Raw genomic sequence first — 17,997 nt, forward strand, 5'->3', positions numbered from 1 at the left:
CTTACAATACATTTAGTAGTTGTTCCTTGATTTTCTCAAGCTCCTCTTTCATACGAACTACAATTTGCTGAATGTTCGCATTATTAGCCTTCGATCCTAGCGTATTTATCTCTCTCCCCATTTCCTGAGAAATAAACCCTAGTTTTTTACCATTAGAATCCGCGGCATTAAGCGCCTCCAAAAAATAGTTACAGTGACTTCTTAAACGAACTTTTTCTTCAGTGATATCAAGTTTGTCGATATAAAAAATTATCTCTTGCTCAAATCGATTTTTATCGATATTCTCTTTTCCCACAGCTTCATCCATATACTGGCTTAAGCGTTCTCTGATCAATGGAATCCGATCACCTTCGACAGCTTCTACCTGTCCTAAATAATCAAGAATCAACGCTACACGCTTCTCCAAATCATTTTTCAGAACCTTCCCTTCATCCATTCTAAACCCAGTGAATGATTCTACAGCTTGATAGAAAGCATTCAATAATACTTTACCCTCTTCTTCATCCACTTCGTCTTCATTGTTCGCAATCACTTCAGGCATTGACAACGCTAGATTAAATAAACCCGTTTGATCTTCTCCGAGCTGTGCAGCGATATCTTTAAGTTGATTATAATACTTTTTCAGCAGTTCACGGTTTATAGAAGATGCTTTCGCTGTTTGGTCAGCGTATTCTGATGAAATCAAAACGTTCACTTTTCCTCGTTCTATCAGTTTACTACATTCTCCACGAAGCGTGAGCTCCTTGTCCGAAACAGCCTTAGGCAAACGTATTCCTAGCTCTAGAAATTTTGAATTAAGTGATTTTATTTCCACAGTGTATTTAACCTTCGCATTCTCATGCGAACCTACACCATATCCTGTCATTGATTTTATCATATGCAAAGGTAGGAAAACTAATGTTGATTTCTAACAATCTGGCTATTGAAAAACCCCAAACTATATCCTGTTATACAAAATTGACGTTTATCGACAACCATCCTACCAATCATGCTTAGCAATGATTACACATAAATAGGTTTTATAAGTAGATCCGCTTGGTGAATGGACAAAACCGATACCAATATCGACTAGAGAACCATTCCAATCGTCCATACCTAAAACATGTTTCCGATGCATAAAACCTGGAGATCCCTTTCCGATGATAAAAGCATTGATTCCCTCTACGGCCGTGGCATGGTTGGCTGCTATCGATTCGAAATTATTCGCTGATTTTTTCTTTGTCCAATCAGGGTTGAGGTGATATCCAGCCTTTACCATGTAATAATTCGGTCCCAAACCTTCTGGTGTCACATGTTCAAAATAATTACGATTAGCCATATCATAAGCCCTAAATTCAGCTACTTTTGCAAGATCATCATTCCAAATCAACGTCGTTCTTTTCACCTTATTCACTGGTGAAATTCCTAATTTCTTAGCGTATTTCTCGGGATGCATACGGATGTCATTGAGTAGGGTATATGCCTCCTTTGCTTGTTGCCGGTCGGTCGTTATCATTTTCTTTTGGGCTACAGCAGAACTGGAAATCAAAATTAAAAGACATAGAATGCGCATATCAAAATTATTTCTTTAATAGACTAGATTGTGGTGTATACGTTTAATGGTATATTCTTGCAAACGTTAGAGAAACTTCGTTACTGATTGAAAACTGATTATTATTAAAATTGGAGATAATCCAATTTTAAAACGTATATACTTCGGACTTTACTCGGCTATATCCGAATGAAGTCCGAATGAAGTCCGTATAATCTCCGAATGAACTTCGGACTAAAAGGGAAGCTGGTACAAATTTGAACATAAGAGAGTCCCTATCTATACCGTACTATAATAAACCTCATCGCATACCTATCATCCTAATTATCCATTCCCTAAACGCAAAAAAGAAAGGGCATCCAAATGATTGAATGCCCTTTCTATTATATCATATATTGCCTTTAGCCTGCTTTACTTCCTTTTAGTTTTTCCTTCACTACTTCAAAAATTATCGGAAGTATAGAAAGGAAAATAATAATCAAAACCACCTTAGAAAAATTATCTCGAATTAAAGGAATGTTCCCTAAGAAATAGCCTGCCAATGTAATTCCGACAACCCAAAGAATTGCTCCAACAATATTATAGGTTATAAACGTACTATATTTCATCCTACCAATTCCTCCCACAAAAGGGGCGAGGGTTCTTACGATAGGAACAAAACGAGCAATAACGATCGTTTTGCTACCATATTTCTCATAGAACGAGTGCGTTTTTTCAAGCTGCGCATCCGTTACCATTTGCTTCCCGAACAGCCTAAACCGAGTAATACGCATTCCAAAATGCTTGCCTATCGCATAATTTAAGGAATCCCCCGTAATAGCGGCAATAAGCAACAGAATAATCATAATCCAGATATTAAGATCATTTGGTTGAGCAGCAAGCATACCTGCTGCAAAAAGCAACGAATCTCCTGGCAAAAAAGGCATCACGACCACACCTGTTTCAACGAATATGATCAGAAACAAAATCAGATACGTCCAGGTCTGATAGTCATTTACAATCTCCACCAGATGATCATCAATGTGAAGAATAAAATCTATCAATGAATATATTAAATCCAATGGAATTCGGTATTAATTAAAACTATTCAGCATTACCGGCATGACCAACATCAATATTTCTTCATTATCCTGCTTGATTGCTGGTAATAACAATCCTGCACGATTTGGAGTACTCATTTCCAACACCACTTCTTCACAGTTTAAGTTATTCAGCATTTCTACCAAAAACTTAGCGTTGAATCCTATCTCCATGTCTTCGCCTTCAAACTGACAATTAAGACGTTCATGAGCCTCATTAGAGAAATCTAAGTCCTCCGCAGAGATATTCAACTCACTACCATTGATTTTCAAACGAACCTGATGTGTCGTTTTATTTGCAAAAATAACCACACGACGCAATGTGTTTAAAAACAAAGCGCGGTCTACTGTAAGTTTATTTGGATTCACCTGAGGGATTACAGCATCATAATCCGGATAACGCTCGTCTACAAGACGACAGATCAAGTGAATGCTGCCAAATTGAAAGAATGCATTTGTCGTGTTATACTCTACCGCTACCGAAGTTTCATCAGACGGTAGGGAGGATTTTAACAATGTTAAAGCTTTCTTTGGAAGAATGATAGATGTTGCCTTTTCTGCACCGACATCTGTACGACGGTATCTCACCAAGCGGTGTGCATCTGTTGCTACAAAAGTGATATTCTGTTCGCCTAGCTGCACAAGAACCCCTGACATTGCGGGCCGTAGTTCATCATTGCTTACCGCAAATATCGTCTTATTTATAGCTTCAGATAAGATAGCTGCAGTAATGTTTACCGTAGATACACTCTCAACAACAGGAATCTTTGGAAAATCATCTGCATTTTCTCCACTGAGCTTATACTTTCCATCTCCAGCACTGATTTCGATTGCCAATGTTTTAGTATCCACTGAAAAAGCAACAGGTTGATCTGGAAGCGTTTTCAATGTATCTATCAAAATTTTCGAAGGCATTGCTACTCGTCCTTCTTCTTTGGCCTCGATCGGCAAAGAAGTCACCATACTGGTTTGTAAATCCGTAGCAGAAATAGTTAAAGTGTTATCTTTTATTTCAAACAGGAAGTTTTCCAAAATAGGAAGGACAGTACTACTACTTGATGCTCCGCTTATGGCCTGCAATTGCTTTAATAATACAGATGTGGATACTATAAATCTCATGTCTAGCTTCGATATTTTTTTATATGCAATAATACAGAAAAGAATTAAATTTTTCCAATCTATGTCTAGGTTTATCTTTGCTTACCATCACATTACTTCTTTATTTTTTACTTGATGTATTCGCTAATACAATGCTTTTTACATAAGTTTGCGTAGACTTACGATATGCAGTTTAAGGAAATAGTAGGACACCAAAGCATTAAAAACCATCTAATCAACTCGGTAAAAAAAAATCGAGTCAGCCACGCTCAGCTTTTTTTGGGACCGGAGGGCTCGGGCAGTCTTGCTTTGGCATTAGCTTACGCTCAATACATAAATTGTGAAGACAAGCAAGAAGAAGATAGCTGTGGCCTTTGTCCTTCTTGTAGAAAATATGAAAAACTAATCCATCCTGATTTACATTTTTCCTATCCATTCTTTGCTAAAGGGAAAGATGAAACTGCAACCACCTATATGAATGAGTGGCGTAAGACTTTTCTTACCAATCCTTATTTAGGACTGAACTATTGGAGAGAACAATTAGATTCGGGCAACAAACAAGCTAACATAAATATAGCTGAGGCGCATGATATCATAAAAAAACTTAGTCTAAAGTCGTTTGAAGCCGAATACAAAGTATTGATTATGTGGCTTCCGGAATACCTTGACACCCAAGGAAACGCCCTTCTAAAGCTTATTGAAGAACCACCAGAAAAAACACTGTTCCTTTTAGTTGCTGAAAACCAAGATAAAATAATCAATACTATTATTTCCAGAACTCAATTGGTTAAGATCAATAAACTTCAGCACGAAGAAATGAACAATTACCTTATCTCGGAAAAAAGATTAGATCCTAAACGAGCCAAAGAAATATCATTTATTGCAGATGGTAATATCCAAGAAGCACTCAATTTGTTAAACGAGCATGGTGAAAGCGAAACTTTCTCCATGTTAGTAAATTGGTTACGCTTTATCGTTACGGATAATGGGAAAGAGTTAATCAGTCTTACAGAGGACAAACTTTCAAAATTAGGAAGAGAAAATCAAAAAAGTTTCTTACTTTATACCATTAATATGATGAGACAGATCATATTAATGCAACAAGGTTTAAAGAATCTTGTATTTTTACAAGAAGAAGAACTAGCATTTGTAGAAAAATTTAGTGGTTTATTCCAATTTGAACAGTTAGAAGAGGCTATCGATATCCTTGAAAGAACACATTACGGGATTGAGCGAAATGGAAATGCTAAAATATTATTTTTAGATTTATCTTTGCAATTAGTTTTATTGTTCAAATATCAAACGTTCCCGACTCGTCGGGACTCAATAATATAAAATAGACATATGGGATGTGGCAGTTGCTCATCCGGAGGTTGTGGTACAGGAAGTAAATTAGGCACGGTACCATCAGGATGCAATAACAATGGTTCTTGCATGACCAGCGGATGTAATAAATTAGACGTATATGACTGGCTTTCCGACATGGATTTGCCTTCAAACTATAAACCTTTTGATATCGTTGAAGTTCGCTTCAAAGGATCACGCAAGGATTATTATTTAAACACGGACAATATCTACCTAGAAATGGGAGAGATGATAGCTGTCGAACCATCTACAGGTGGATATGATATAGGTCACGTGTCATTAACAGGCGAACTTGTTCGTTTACAATTAAAAAAGAATAATGTCACTCCAGATTCAGTGATAAAAAAAATCTATCGCAAAGCCAATGATGCTGATGTGGCAAAGTTCAATGCTGCCAAGGAGTTGGAATGGGAAACGATGCACCGAGCGCGAAAACTCGCTTTAGATTTGGGATTATCCATGAAGATTTCAGATGTAGACTATCAAGGAGACAAAACCAAAGCTACTTTTTATTATACAGCCGAAGGACGTGTTGATTTTCGCGAATTGATTAAACGTATGGCAGAAGCTTTCCGTATTCGCATAGAAATGAGGCAGATCGGCATGAGGCAGGAAGCAAGCCGCTTAGGGGGGATTGGATCTTGCGGTCGCGAGCTCTGTTGTTCCACATGGCTTACTGATTTTAAGACCGTATCCACTTCGGCAGCACGGTACCAAAATCTATCATTGAATACCCTAAAATTAGCGGGGCAATGTGGTAAGCTAAAATGCTGCTTGAACTATGAACTGGATAGTTACATGGATGCACTAAAAGATATTCCGAATGACGTAAACCGTATCGAGACCAATAGTGGTGTTGCCTATCTTCAAAAGACAGACATATTCAAAAAAACAATGTGGTTTTCTTATCCAGGTGCAGAAAACTGGATTCCACTATCCATAAGCAAGGTAAAAGAACTCGCAGAAATGAATAAGGGAGGTGTTAAACCTGATGCTTTGGATTATGTACCACAGGTCGTAGAAAGTAAAAAACCTATAGTTTTTGATTATGAAAATGTTGTGGGACAAGATAGCCTTACTCGTCTGGACGATAAGAACAAAAGACGCAAAAAGAAAAAAAGTAAGCCAAGGCAGCCCTCTTCCAGTCAGAAAACAGAGGCTAATGGAACTAATGAGCAATCAAAATTAACCAAGCAGCCTCATACAGGACAAAAGAAGGAAAATAACTCGGCTGCTGAGGTTCGGAATAAACCAAGCCAAGGTAGAAGTAATAATAAACCTACTTCACCTACAAATCAAGGAGAAGACAATGCTCAAAAGAATGAGCAGAGAAAAAAAAGAAGATATAATAACAGGAACAGAAATAAAAATAACGATAAACCGAATAACAGTGGCGAGTAAGTTCTCGTCACTATTTTTTATATGATAAAGTATCTTATATACAGCCTTAGTATAATTAGTTTTTTGGTTTCATGTACCAATGGTACGTTTTATGAAAAAAATGAGCCTATTCCAAATCGCTCTTGGACTTATGAAAAAAAACCAGCTTTTAATATACATATAGACGATTCAAAGGCCAAATATGACATCTATATCAACCTACGACACTCTAACGAATACCGATTTTCTAATCTCTTTGTCCTGTTGCATGAAAAGGGAAATAATTTAGCAGATACAGCTTATCGAAAGGAGATACCCTTGGCTCAATTGGATGGGCGTTGGTTAGGAAACTCTGCAGGATCACTGTATGAAGTACAATACCTAGCTAAAGAAAACTTTGTGTTTCCGGACACTGGCACCTATACCTTTGCAATCGAACAGAATATGAGAGAAACACCCCTTAAGGACATTGTGGATGTAGGCATCAAAGTCATCAAAAAATGATCACGCTTATACGATGGATACTGATGCCAGTAAGTGTTATATACGGTATCGTTGTCTGGATTAGAAACATATTATATGATAAGGGGATACTAAAAAGCACTAAATTTACGATTCCCACAATTGTTGTAGGCAATCTTGCTATTGGAGGCACAGGGAAAAGTCCAATGACAGAATACATTATCCGCCTATTGAAAGAAAACTATACAATAGCTACGCTCAGTAGGGGATATGGCCGCAAGACAAAAGGATACAAGATTGTAACCACAGCATCATCAGCATTGGAAGTAGGGGATGAGCCCTTACAGTTTAAAAACAAGTTTCCAGATGTTACTGTAGCTGTCTCAGAAGATCGCTGTTTCGGGATTCGACAGCTGAAAGACAATCATGACTTAATCCTATTAGATGACGCCTACCAACATAGAAAACTAACTCCTGGTTTTTCAATACTTCTTTTCGATTTCAATTCTCTTTTTTCTCCTATTATCCCCCTTCCTACAGGCGACTTTAGAGATAATATATCCGCTACAAAAAGAGCAGACCTTATATTAGTTACCAAATCACCAGACAATATCCTAGAAGATCAAAAAAAGCATATAGAACATCTGATAAGAAAACATTCTCCTGCTCCGATATTTTATACCGGTATTAAATATGAACAACCCAAAAATAGAAATGGAGAAAATTTAACAGTTGAACTAAAAGGCTTTGATATCATACTGTTTTGTGGAATAGCTAATCCCCTTCCCTTAAAAACACATCTCTCCGCTATAGGCAATACAATATATACCTTAGAGTTCCAAGATCATCATAACTACATAGACAAAGACTTCAAAAAAATAGAAGAATATTATTATTCATTACCTTCAACCAACAAAATACTGCTAACCACAGAAAAAGATATCCAAAGGATACCAAACTCTGCTTTGTCAAACCTACCGCTTTATTATATACCTATTTCACTAAAATCAATAGATCAACAGCAAAATACTTTTGATCAGTTCATTTTTAATTACATTCACTCGTCCCTCCCCAACAGTTAGCTTTAGAACTAACTGACACTAATAATTATCTATTAAACCCGAAACGAACGTTAGACTAGGTGCTGTCAATGCAGTAGGAATAGTCTATAGTCCTAGATATAGACGTATCAAAAAAAGAGAATTTTTATAACAAGGAAACAGTCTAGCAAACACGAAATCTTCTAAAATAGCATAAAAGGAGATTAGAGGAAGGTCAAAACACACAAATAGCTAAAATACAGTAACTTAACAATGTTTTATCTAATAAATTCTGATTAAAACTCTGTTAAATGATGTTAAATTGTAACAAAACAGATACATTAATAACAATAAAGTCACCCAATAAACAGTTATTAATTCAGAAAACAATTTAATAATACATTTTTAAAACTTTAAATTTTAAATGCTATGAAAAAAATAATTTTAACTGGATTGAGCTTTTTATTTGCTGTAACGATGTTGTTTGCCCAGGAAATAAATCCAGAAAATAAAGCTAAAGAAACTGTTACAGAATTGACAGAGAAATTAACGTTAACAGACGACCAACAAGCAGCCGTATATGATATCGTACTGGAAAAGGTACAAGCAAAAATAGCTGTTAAATCTGACACTACACTTTCGGAGGATGTTGTCAAACAGCAAATAGAAGCACTTACAGCTACTGCAAATGGTAAGATAAATGACTTATTGACAGAAGATCAAAAACCAATATTTATTCAGTACTTAGAGGAAAAAATGGCCAATAAAGAAGAAAAAATATAATACATACAATAGTTTAATTTCATAATTACCTAGCTGGGGCGGACGGAAAGAAGTTTCTTGTCCGTCCTTATTTTTAATAAAAAAAGCTTTCCAAAAATAGAAAGCTTTTTTTATATACTAATTATAATTCGATACTAGGATGTTTTTAACTTCTTCTGAATATCTTGAACATAAGTTTTAAATTTCTTATCTGTTTCGATCAGATCTTCTACAGTTTGACAAGCATAAATCACAGTAGAGTGGTCTCTACCTCCGAAAAAACTACCAATAGATTTAAGTGATGATTTCGTATGGTTCTTAGCCAAGTACATAGATATTTGACGAGCCTGTACAATCTCCCTTTTACGTACTTTTGATTTGACCATTTCAACAGGTACTTCAAAGTATTCACAGACTAATTTCTGTATGTATTCCATCGATATCTCTTTGTGCGTATTTTTCACAAAGTTCTTTAACATTGATTTAGCAAGATTCAAATCAATTTCTTTCTTGTTCAAGGTAGATTGAGCCAATAAAGAAACCATAGCCCCCTCTAGTTCCCGAACACTGTTATCAATTTGAGTAGCCACATATTCTACAACATTCTCAGGTAACTCGATACCATCAGAATACATCTTCTTTTTAAGGATAGCCATCCTTGTTTCTAAATCCGGTATCTGTATATCGGCAGATAATCCCCATTTAAAACGACTTAACAATCGCTCTTCCAACCCAGAAAGGTCCTTAGGCGGTTTATCCGACGTTAAAATAATCTGCTTACCAGATTGGTGTAAATGGTTAAACACGTGGAAGAATATATCCTGTGTTTTTTCCTTTCCGGCAAAATTATGTACATCATCCATAATGATGACATCCATTGCCTGATAAAAGTTTACGAAATCGTTTATTGTATTATTTTTTAAGGAATCTACAAACTGCTGACAGAATTTCTCACATGATACGTATATGACTAACTTATCTGGTAAGTTCTTTTTAATTTCATTTCCAATAGCCTGCGCCAGATGCGTCTTTCCTAGTCCAACATCTCCGTACAACATCAATGGGTTGAAAGAAGTACCTCCGGGTTTATTTGCAACGGCATATCCAGCAGACCTAGCCAGACGATTACATTCTCCCTCTACAAAATTCTCAAACGTATAATTCTGATTTAATTGCGGATCGACTTGCAATTTCTTCAATCCAGGAATAACGAACGGATTTTTTATATTCTTGTTCAGAGCGACAGGAACAGGTATAGATTGCCTTTTAGCTTCCGCCCCATTTCCATTCGAAGGCAGATTCGTTGTATAAGGTATATTGGTAGATGATTTCTCTACAACAATATTATACTCCAACCTTCCTTGCTCCCCTAAAAATTTCTTTACAGTCTTACGAAGGATTCCAACATAGTGCTCTTCTAACCATTCGTAAAAAAACAAACTAGGTACTTGAATAGTTAAAACGTTTCCCTCCAAACGAATAGCCTTCACAGGCTCGAACCATGTCTTGAAACTCTGTGCCGGAATATTATCTTTTATCACCTGAAGACAATTATTCCAAACACCTGTATACGTTTTTTCCATTCCTAAATTGTTAATAACTTGATAACCAATTAATGATAAAAAAATTGTTTATAACTTTCGCTCTCAACGAAGATGACAAAAATTTCTGAGGTAAAAAAATCAAAATCCAAAAAAATACAAAACAACTATTACACAGTATTTTACATGTATTTCAAGTGTTTTTCAAAGCCTGAAATAGCAACCAATTATACTTTTCCACATAAGTAATCACTTACAAAAATAGCTTGCTTTTTTTGAAAATAAATTGATTGTAGATTGAAAATTGTGGAAAACTTTTGTTCCAATAATCAGTTCATTTTTTACTGTATGTACAGCAAAAAATAAGCCACAAATACTTGTGGCTTAATGAATTTTAAAATTGCAAATTTCTATATAGTGACAACTTAACTAACCATAGTCTTTGTAGGCTGAGATTTCATTAGTTTTCGACATTCTTCAACAACTGCATTGGCGTCATAATTACACAATCTCCACAGTTCAGGTTGTTCACCATGATCTACTATTTCGTCCGGTATACCTAATCGGACAAGATCTGCAGTATATCTATGATCGGCCATAAATTCAAGTACAGCTGAGCCAAATCCTCCTGGCAGTATCCCATCTTCTATAGTAATGACTTTCTTGAACTTTTTAAATACTTCGTGTAGTAGGTTTTCGTCAATTGGTTTCACAAACCGAATATCATAGTGAGCAGGGTAAATTCCTTCTGCATTCAATGTATGAAATGCCTTTGACACCTCATTACCCACATGTCCAAAACTTAAAACAGCTACTTCTTCACCGTCCACAAGCTTACGCCCTTTTCCGATTTCCAATGCTCTAAATGGTCTCTTCCAGTCTGTCATAACTCCCGACCCTCTTGGATAGCGTATTACGAAAGGCCCCATATCCTTGAGCTGAGCTGTATACATCATATTACGTAGTTCCTCTTCGTTCATAGGAGCCGCAATAGTCATATTAGGAATACAACGCATGAAAGCGATATCATATGCGCCATGATGGGTCGGTCCATCAGCACCTACTAGACCTGCTCTGTCCAAACAAAAGACTACATTTAGATTTTGTAATGCGACATCATGTATCACTTGATCATACGCACGTTGCATGAATGAAGAGTAAATATTACAAAACGGTACCAATCCTTGAGTAGCTAGACCAGCACTAAAAGTCACGGCGTGTTGCTCTGCGATACCTACATCAAAAGCTCGATCTGGCATTGCATTCATCATGATATTCATCGATGATCCACTTGGCATAGCAGGAGTGATACCCATTATTTGAAGATTACTTTCTGCTAGTTCAACCAAGGTATGACCGAATACGTCCTGGTATTTAGGCGGCTGTGGCTTTTCGGGTGTAGACTTCTTAATCTCTCCAGTTATTTTATCAAATAGACCGGGCGCATGCCATTTCGTTTGGTCTTTTTCTGCCAGCGCATATCCTTTTCCCTTCACAGTGACCACATGTAACAATTTAGGACCACTGATATGCTTAAGATCCTCTAGCGTCTTAACCAACTTGTTGACATCATGTCCATCTACAGGTCCAAAATATCTAAAATTAAGTGACTCAAACAGATTAGAATTCTTCAAAAGAGTACCTTTTATACTTAATTCCAATTTCTTTGCCCATCCATAGGCATCTGGCCCATTTTTAGATATTTTTGCCAATACTGCAATCAAGTCATCGCGGAATCTATTATAGCTCTTAGAAGTCGTAATACTAGTCAGATACTCCTTCATCGCTCCTACATTGGGATCGATAGACATACAATTGTCATTAAGTATCACCAATAAGTTTGACTTCTCTATACCAGCATGATTTAACGCTTCAAATGCCATTCCACCAGTCAGTGCTCCATCGCCGATTACAGCGACGTGTTGTCTATCCGTTTCTCCTTTATAAGCCGAAGCTACGGCCATACCGAGCGCAGCAGAAATAGAGGTAGAAGAATGCCCTACCCCAAAAGCATCATATTCACTTTCCCCACGTTTTGGAAATCCCGAAATACCCCCTAAAATTCGATTAGTGTGAAATAGATCACGACGTCCTGTCAGAATCTTATGCCCATACGCTTGATGTCCGACATCAAAAATAATCTGATCGTACGGAGTATTTAGCACATAATGTAATGCGACAGTCAATTCTACTACGCCCAAACTTGCTGCGAAGTGCCCTCCGTTAACAGAAACAACATCAATTATATATTGTCTGAGTTCTTTACAAACTTCTTCTAATTCACTATCCTTTAGATTACGTAAATCAGATGGAAATTGAATTCCTTTCAAAAGTTCTCCTGCTTCTACCTGCATACCTCAAAAAGTTTCAAAATAAGATACAAAGTAACAATTAATTCCATAAAGTCTATACAATTATTTATATAATTAGTTTTGTCAGTTAAAATACAAAGAGAAGTTTTCTAAAACATAAATATTAATTTTCAAATGTCTATTTTTGGATCTCAATATGGATACAACAAACTACGAAATAAAACTGGAACAATTTGAAGGTCCCTTCGATCTCCTATTGTTCTTTATTGAACGTGATGAATTGAATATCCACGACATACCTATTTCCAGAATCACGGATGATTTTTTGGATTATATCCAAAAAATGCAATCTCTAAATATAGAACTAGCCTCTGAGTTCATCTTTGTTGCCTCTACATTAATGCGTATCAAAGCAAAAATGCTACTTCCTCGTCCTGATTTAGATGGTAGCGAAAATGAAGTAGATCTTAAGGAGCAACTTGTTCAAAAGCTTATTCTTTACAAACAATTCAAAGATGTATGTGAAGAATTAAAAACCTTAGAAACGGATCGGGAAAAATTACATCATAGAGCCAATATTGCTTATGATCTAAAACATACCCAACGTCAGATAACCGAAGAAGAGCTCGCCTCATTCGACCTCTATAAGCTTATGATGGTCTATGAAAAAATGATGTATCATTTTACACATAGAGTGATGCCAGCCACACATACTGTCGTCAAATTCCCGTATACTATCGAGCAACAAAAAAAAGCTATTTCCGAACTTATTGAGCTTAACAAAAAATTAGACTTCCAACATATTTTAAAAAACTCTGAAAACAGGGTTCAATTTGTATTCAATTTCTTAGCTATATTAGAAATGTTGCAACAAAAACTATTAGAGATAGAGATTGGAGCAGGGTATAATAGCTTTTCTATAGAAAAGAAAGATCCAAATGCTATCGATCAAGTCATTGAAGAGGCAGAAGCTAATTAACCTCTCTTCAGATTATCCAATACCTCTTTCAGATAGGTAAACTGATCTTGTGCCGGGATTGATTTTATAGCTCGTAAAGACTTTATACCTTCTTTCAGGGCACGAACAGATTTATTTTCGAAGCTTCCTATTAATACATCCAATTCTTTCCTATCCAGAATACCATCCACAAGCCCTAAATTTCGAGCCCGTTCAAAATCAAAATACCCTGTATCCAGGCATAACTGTAATACTTGCTTTTCGGACATGATCTTCAATAGACTAGCCATCACCTGAAACGGAAATATACCAAGGTCCAACTCCGGCAATCTAAACTTCACATCCGGAGTAGCAAATACATAAGTACAGCCCAAGGTGATCAAAAAACCTCCTGCTATTACATTTCCTTCCACAATAGCTATCGAAGGTTTATACAACCTCTCAAATACCTCGCCCAAGGATATATTTTCATTTATAATGGTGGGATTTACCTCATCCAGTCCTGCATCTTCAAAAGTCTTTAAATCCATCCCTGCACAAAAAACAGGTCCTTCAGCTTCGATGAGTACCACTTTAATAGCATCATCTCCATTAACTCTTTGAAATACATGATTTATCTCATTGACCATAGTAGGAGTAAACGCATTTCGCTTCTCCGGTCGGGCCAATACTACTTTACATATATGACGATCTATTTCAACTTTGATATATTTATATAACTCCATGTCTAATCATAGTTTGAAACGCATCCATAAGTTTTACATTCTGCTCTAGGTTTCCCTTTTCGAATCTATCCAACAATAATTCCATCGGAATATTACCTACCAGATCATCCTTTGCAAATGGACAGCCACCATATCCTAAAAATGCCCCCTCAAAACGTCTACATCCAGCATTATATCCTGCTTCAACCTTTAATAACGCCTCTTCAACCCGTGCATGCAAATGAAGGCTTAAGTCAACATTGGAAAACTCTTTAGCAACTAACCTATACAAACTAGAAATTGCATCTGCAGAAGCTTCCGAAGTCGTATCAGCTATAGAAAAACGTTTTATTCCTAGCGTTGATAGACGATCCATCCATTCTATAACTAAATCTTCATGCCATAGATCGCCATAAGGATTTCCAAATGCCATAGAAATATAGACCACAAGTTCCTGCTTATTCCCTTGGATCAGGTCACATATCCCTTTCACGCGCTCAAAAGACTCGTACACAGAAGAGTTAGCATTGCGTTGCTGAAATGTTTCCGAAATAGAAAATGGATATCCCAGGTAATCAATCTTCTCCAATACAGAAGCCGCTTGTGCCCCCCTTTCATTCGCTACTATTGCCAACAACTTCGTCTTTCCCTTTTCCAATCCCTCCAATACTTCAACCGTATCCGCCAGTTGGGGTACAGCCTTTGGCGAAACAAAGCTTCCAAAATCAATATAATCGAATAGTCGGGAAGCTAACAATTCATTGATATAGGTGATCTTTTTTCCCGTAGGAATAAAACCACCTATACCTTGTATTGCATCTCTAGGACATTCTATAAGTTGTATTTCTGAACTATTTGACATCTTTTCTTATTTCGCGTGCGATTACCATTTTCTGTATTGCACTAGTTCCTTCACCGATTGTACATAACTTGGCATCGCGGAAGAACTTTTCGGCAGGAAAATCCTTTGTAAATCCATAGCCACCATGTATCTGTACGGATTCATTACTAGCCTCGACAGCTACTTCTGATGCATAGAGCTTAGCCATAGCACCTTCTTTCGTCACTTTTTGATTCGTATCTTTCAAATAACCAGCCTGTCTGATTAATAGCTCCGAAGCTTCAATCTTGGTTGCCATATCGGCTAATTTAAATGAAACATCCTGAAAATCAAATATTTTTTGATTAAACTGTTCCCGCTCATTCGAATATTGCAACGCACATTCGTAAGCGCCCCGCGCAATTCCCAAAGACAAGGCGGCGATAGAAATACGACCTCCGTCCAGTAGTTTTAGTGCCTGTACAAAACCATTGCCGACTTCTCCTATGACCTGATCTTTGTGAACTCTACAATTATCAAAGAATAAACTAGCTGTCTCCGATGCCCGCATTCCCAATTTATCGATCTTCTTACCTGCAGTAAATCCAGGTGTTCCTTTTTCAATAATAAAAGCCGTCATCCCATGTTTATCCCCCTTCTCACCCGTACGGACAATAACTACGGCTACATCTGCGCTTATGGCATGTGTAATAAAAATTTTAGAACCATTTATTACCCAATAATCACCATCTTGAACAGCCACAGTAGTCATTCCTCCTGCATCCGATCCCGATCCAGTTTCTGTCAGGCCCCAGGCACCGATCCATTCGGCAGTAGCTAATTTTGGTAAATATTTTTCCTTTTGTTCCTCACTCGCAAAGGATAGAATATGATTTGTACACAACGAATTATGAGCAGCTACAGAAAGACCTATAGAACCACATACCTTAGATATTTCATCCAATATAGTTATGTATTCCTGATAAGTAAGTCCCGCTCCATGGTATTTTTCCGGAACCAAAATTCCCATGAAACCATAATCACCCATTTTTTTAAAAAGCTCTACAGGAAAATATTGCTTTTCATCCCACTCCATCACAAAAGGTTTGATGTGCGTTTTTGCAAATTCACGTGCGCTCTCACGTATCATTACCATTTGCTCGGTATCCTTCGCATTATACATAATGAAATTTTACTTATGTTTATATTCAGTTTATAATTATTATTACAAATATCAAAAAAAACAAATAATATTTTACGATATTTATAAAAATAATTCAAACGACCTTTTGTAAATATTAAATTAATAATCCATAACATATGGAAAACCTTCTTGAAATACTAAAAGAAAAAACCGAAAAACTTTACTTAGGAGGCGGTTTAGACAAAATTCAAAAACACAAGGAAAAAGGAAAACTTACCGCTTGGGAACGTATAAAATACCTACTGGATCCCAATAGTCCTTATACAGAAATAGGAGCTTTTGCAGGGGACAATATGTATCCCAATGATGGGGGCTGCCCGAACGGAGGTGTAGCCATTGTCATGGGCTACGTACAAAAAAGATTATGCATTATTGTTTCCAATGATGCTACCGTAAAAGCAGGGGCATGGTTTCCGATTACAGGAAAAAAGAACCTAAGAGCACAAGAGATCGCAATGGAAAACCACCTGCCTATTATTTATTTAGTGGACTCAGCAGGCGTATATCTTCCTATGCAAGATGAAATATTTCCAGACAAAGAACATTTCGGTCGAATTTTCAGAAACAACGCAAAGATTTCTGCTATGGGTATTCCACAGATATCTGCCATTATGGGGTCATGCGTGGCCGGTGGTGCTTATTTACCTATTATGTCAGACTATGCACTTATCGTAGAGGGCACAGGCTCTGTTTTTCTAGCCGGTTCTTACCTTGTTAGATCTTCAATAGGCGAAGTAATCGATAACGAAAGTCTGGGAGGTGCCACTACACATTCTGAAATATCAGGCGTAACAGATAATAAATATCCAAATGATGAAAGCTGTTTAGATGCCATCAAAAATATAGTGGATAAGTTTGGGGATACACCCAAAGCAGGATTTTCAAGAATAGAATCCCAATTACCTTTGTTACCTACAGATGCCGTCTATAAAAATCTTCCCGAAGACAGACTCAAGCCCTATAATATGCTTCAGTTACTAGATTCTATAGTAGATAAAGATTCCCTTGAAGAATATAAAAAAGATTATGGCAAGACCATAATCTGTGCCTTAGCCCGGATAGATGGCTGGGCAGTAGGTATAGTTGCCAATCAAAGAGAAGTCGTTAAAGCGAAGAAACCGGGAGGTACCCAAGAAATGCAGATGGGAGGGGTCATCTATTCGGATTCTGCAGACAAATCGGCTAGATTCATCATGAACTGCAATCAGCAGAAGATTCCTTTAGTTTTCTTCCAGGATGTAACAGGATTTATGGTAGGTTCCAGATCGGAACAGGGAGGAATCATAAAAGATGGAGCAAAGATGGTAAATGCAATGGCCAACTCCGTGGTACCAAAATTTACCTTCGTAATCGGAAATAGTTATGGGGCAGGCAACTATGCGATGTGTGGTAAAGCCTATGACCCAAGATTGATATACGCCTGGCCAACTGCCCAAATGGCTGTTATGAGTGGCGCTTCAGCAGGTAAAACGCTACTACAGATTCAGGAAGCAACCTTAAAAGGGAAGGTCGTACAGCTATCTGAAAATGAAAAAAATAAATTACTTTCCGAAATAGAGCAAAAATATAATGAACAGTTAAGTCCCTATTACGCGGCAGCTCGACTTTGGGTAGATGGCGTTATAGATCCTAAAGAAACCAGAAAAATTATCAGCATGGGCATTGAGGCAGCAAACCACAATCCCGACATACCAAAATATAATGTAGGTGTTATACAGACCTAATAAAACAGGCTATTAAG

Annotated in this window: 16 protein-coding genes; 7 read left to right on the forward strand and 9 right to left on the reverse strand. The window is 37.0% G+C overall.

Annotated features, from left to right (window positions below; translation table 11 throughout):
- Nucleotide 1: 1 nt before the first annotated feature.
- The 4 genes from M472_RS30040 to dnaN form a co-directional block, all read right to left on the reverse strand.
- Nucleotides 2-877, reverse strand: a complete 876-nt coding sequence (locus M472_RS30040; protein ID WP_037458207.1) for a YicC/YloC family endoribonuclease — start codon at nt 875-877, stop codon at nt 2-4.
- 102 nt (nt 878-979) lie between these two features.
- Nucleotides 980-1,495 (reverse strand): CAP domain-containing protein, encoded by a 516-nt coding sequence (locus tag M472_RS30045; protein WP_021069581.1) that lies wholly within the window; start codon nt 1,493-1,495, stop codon nt 980-982.
- Between the two features lie 437 nt (nt 1,496-1,932).
- A complete protein-coding gene (locus M472_RS30050) occupies nt 1,933-2,592 on the reverse strand; it encodes a DedA family protein (RefSeq protein ID WP_031301503.1) in 660 nt (219 codons plus the stop codon).
- A gap of 12 nt (nt 2,593-2,604) precedes the next feature.
- The gene (gene dnaN / locus M472_RS30055) at nt 2,605-3,729 is read right to left on the reverse strand and encodes a DNA polymerase III subunit beta (protein WP_021069583.1); all 1,125 of its coding nucleotides are present in this window, start codon (nt 3,727-3,729) and stop codon (nt 2,605-2,607) included.
- A gap of 165 nt (nt 3,730-3,894) precedes the next feature.
- Here dnaN and M472_RS30060 point away from each other — a divergent pair, with 165 nt between their 5' ends.
- The 5 genes from M472_RS30060 to M472_RS30080 all read left to right on the forward strand — a co-directional run bounded on the left by M472_RS30060 (nt 3,895) and on the right by M472_RS30080 (nt 8,738).
- Nucleotides 3,895-5,043, forward strand: coding sequence for a DNA polymerase III subunit (locus M472_RS30060; RefSeq protein WP_021069584.1), 1,149 nt, complete (start codon nt 3,895-3,897; stop codon nt 5,041-5,043).
- A gap of 9 nt (nt 5,044-5,052) precedes the next feature.
- Nucleotides 5,053-6,474, forward strand: coding sequence for a PSP1 domain-containing protein (locus M472_RS30065; protein WP_022829302.1), 1,422 nt, complete (start codon nt 5,053-5,055; stop codon nt 6,472-6,474).
- Nucleotides 6,475-6,495: 21 nt separating this feature from the next.
- Nucleotides 6,496-6,957 carry a gliding motility lipoprotein GldH gene (locus M472_RS30070; RefSeq protein WP_021069586.1) on the forward strand — a complete coding sequence of 154 codons (462 nt, stop codon included), beginning with the start codon at nt 6,496-6,498 and terminating at the stop codon, nt 6,955-6,957.
- Complete coding sequence (gene lpxK, locus M472_RS30075; protein ID WP_021069587.1) at nt 6,954-7,997, forward strand: tetraacyldisaccharide 4'-kinase; 1,044 nt, start codon at nt 6,954-6,956, stop codon at nt 7,995-7,997. The genes M472_RS30070 and lpxK overlap by 4 nt, the downstream gene beginning before the upstream one ends.
- A 387-nt stretch (nt 7,998-8,384) precedes the next feature.
- Nucleotides 8,385-8,738: a hypothetical protein gene (locus M472_RS30080; protein ID WP_021069588.1), complete on the forward strand. Its 354-nt coding sequence runs from the start codon at nt 8,385-8,387 to the stop codon at nt 8,736-8,738.
- Nucleotides 8,739-8,872: 134 nt separating this feature from the next.
- Here M472_RS30080 and dnaA read toward each other — a convergent pair whose 3' ends face one another.
- A complete protein-coding gene (dnaA, locus tag M472_RS30085) occupies nt 8,873-10,300 on the reverse strand; it encodes a chromosomal replication initiator protein DnaA (RefSeq protein ID WP_021069589.1) in 1,428 nt (475 codons plus the stop codon).
- Between the two features lie 383 nt (nt 10,301-10,683).
- On the reverse strand, nt 10,684-12,612 hold the full coding sequence (dxs, locus tag M472_RS30090) for a 1-deoxy-D-xylulose-5-phosphate synthase (RefSeq protein WP_021069590.1): 1,929 nt from the start codon (nt 12,610-12,612) through the stop codon (nt 10,684-10,686).
- 154 nt (nt 12,613-12,766) lie between these two features.
- Between dxs and M472_RS30095 the strand changes: the two genes are divergently transcribed.
- Nucleotides 12,767-13,549, forward strand: coding sequence for a segregation and condensation protein A (locus M472_RS30095; RefSeq protein ID WP_021069591.1), 783 nt, complete (start codon nt 12,767-12,769; stop codon nt 13,547-13,549).
- Here M472_RS30095 and M472_RS30100 read toward each other — a convergent pair.
- Genes M472_RS30100 through M472_RS30110 form a run of 3 tightly spaced genes read right to left on the reverse strand, consistent with a single transcriptional unit; the run spans nt 13,546 to nt 16,235 of the window.
- Nucleotides 13,546-14,253, reverse strand: coding sequence for an enoyl-CoA hydratase/isomerase family protein (locus M472_RS30100; protein WP_021069592.1), 708 nt, complete (start codon nt 14,251-14,253; stop codon nt 13,546-13,548). The genes M472_RS30095 and M472_RS30100 overlap by 4 nt on opposite strands.
- Nucleotides 14,240-15,094, reverse strand: coding sequence for a beta/alpha barrel domain-containing protein (locus tag M472_RS30105; RefSeq protein ID WP_021069593.1), 855 nt, complete (start codon nt 15,092-15,094; stop codon nt 14,240-14,242). Before M472_RS30105 ends, M472_RS30100 begins: the two co-directional genes overlap by 14 nt.
- Nucleotides 15,084-16,235: an acyl-CoA dehydrogenase family protein gene (locus tag M472_RS30110; protein WP_021069594.1), complete on the reverse strand. Its 1,152-nt coding sequence runs from the start codon at nt 16,233-16,235 to the stop codon at nt 15,084-15,086. The genes M472_RS30105 and M472_RS30110 overlap by 11 nt, the downstream gene beginning before the upstream one ends.
- Nucleotides 16,236-16,372: 137 nt before the next feature.
- Between M472_RS30110 and M472_RS30115 the strand changes: the two genes are divergently transcribed.
- Nucleotides 16,373-17,980 (forward strand): acyl-CoA carboxylase subunit beta, encoded by a 1,608-nt coding sequence (locus M472_RS30115; protein WP_021069595.1) that lies wholly within the window; start codon nt 16,373-16,375, stop codon nt 17,978-17,980.
- Nucleotides 17,981-17,997 lie beyond the last annotated feature (17 nt).

Source organism: Sphingobacterium paucimobilis HER1398, assembly GCF_000416985.1.
Classification (GTDB): domain Bacteria; phylum Bacteroidota; class Bacteroidia; order Sphingobacteriales; family Sphingobacteriaceae; genus Sphingobacterium; species Sphingobacterium paucimobilis.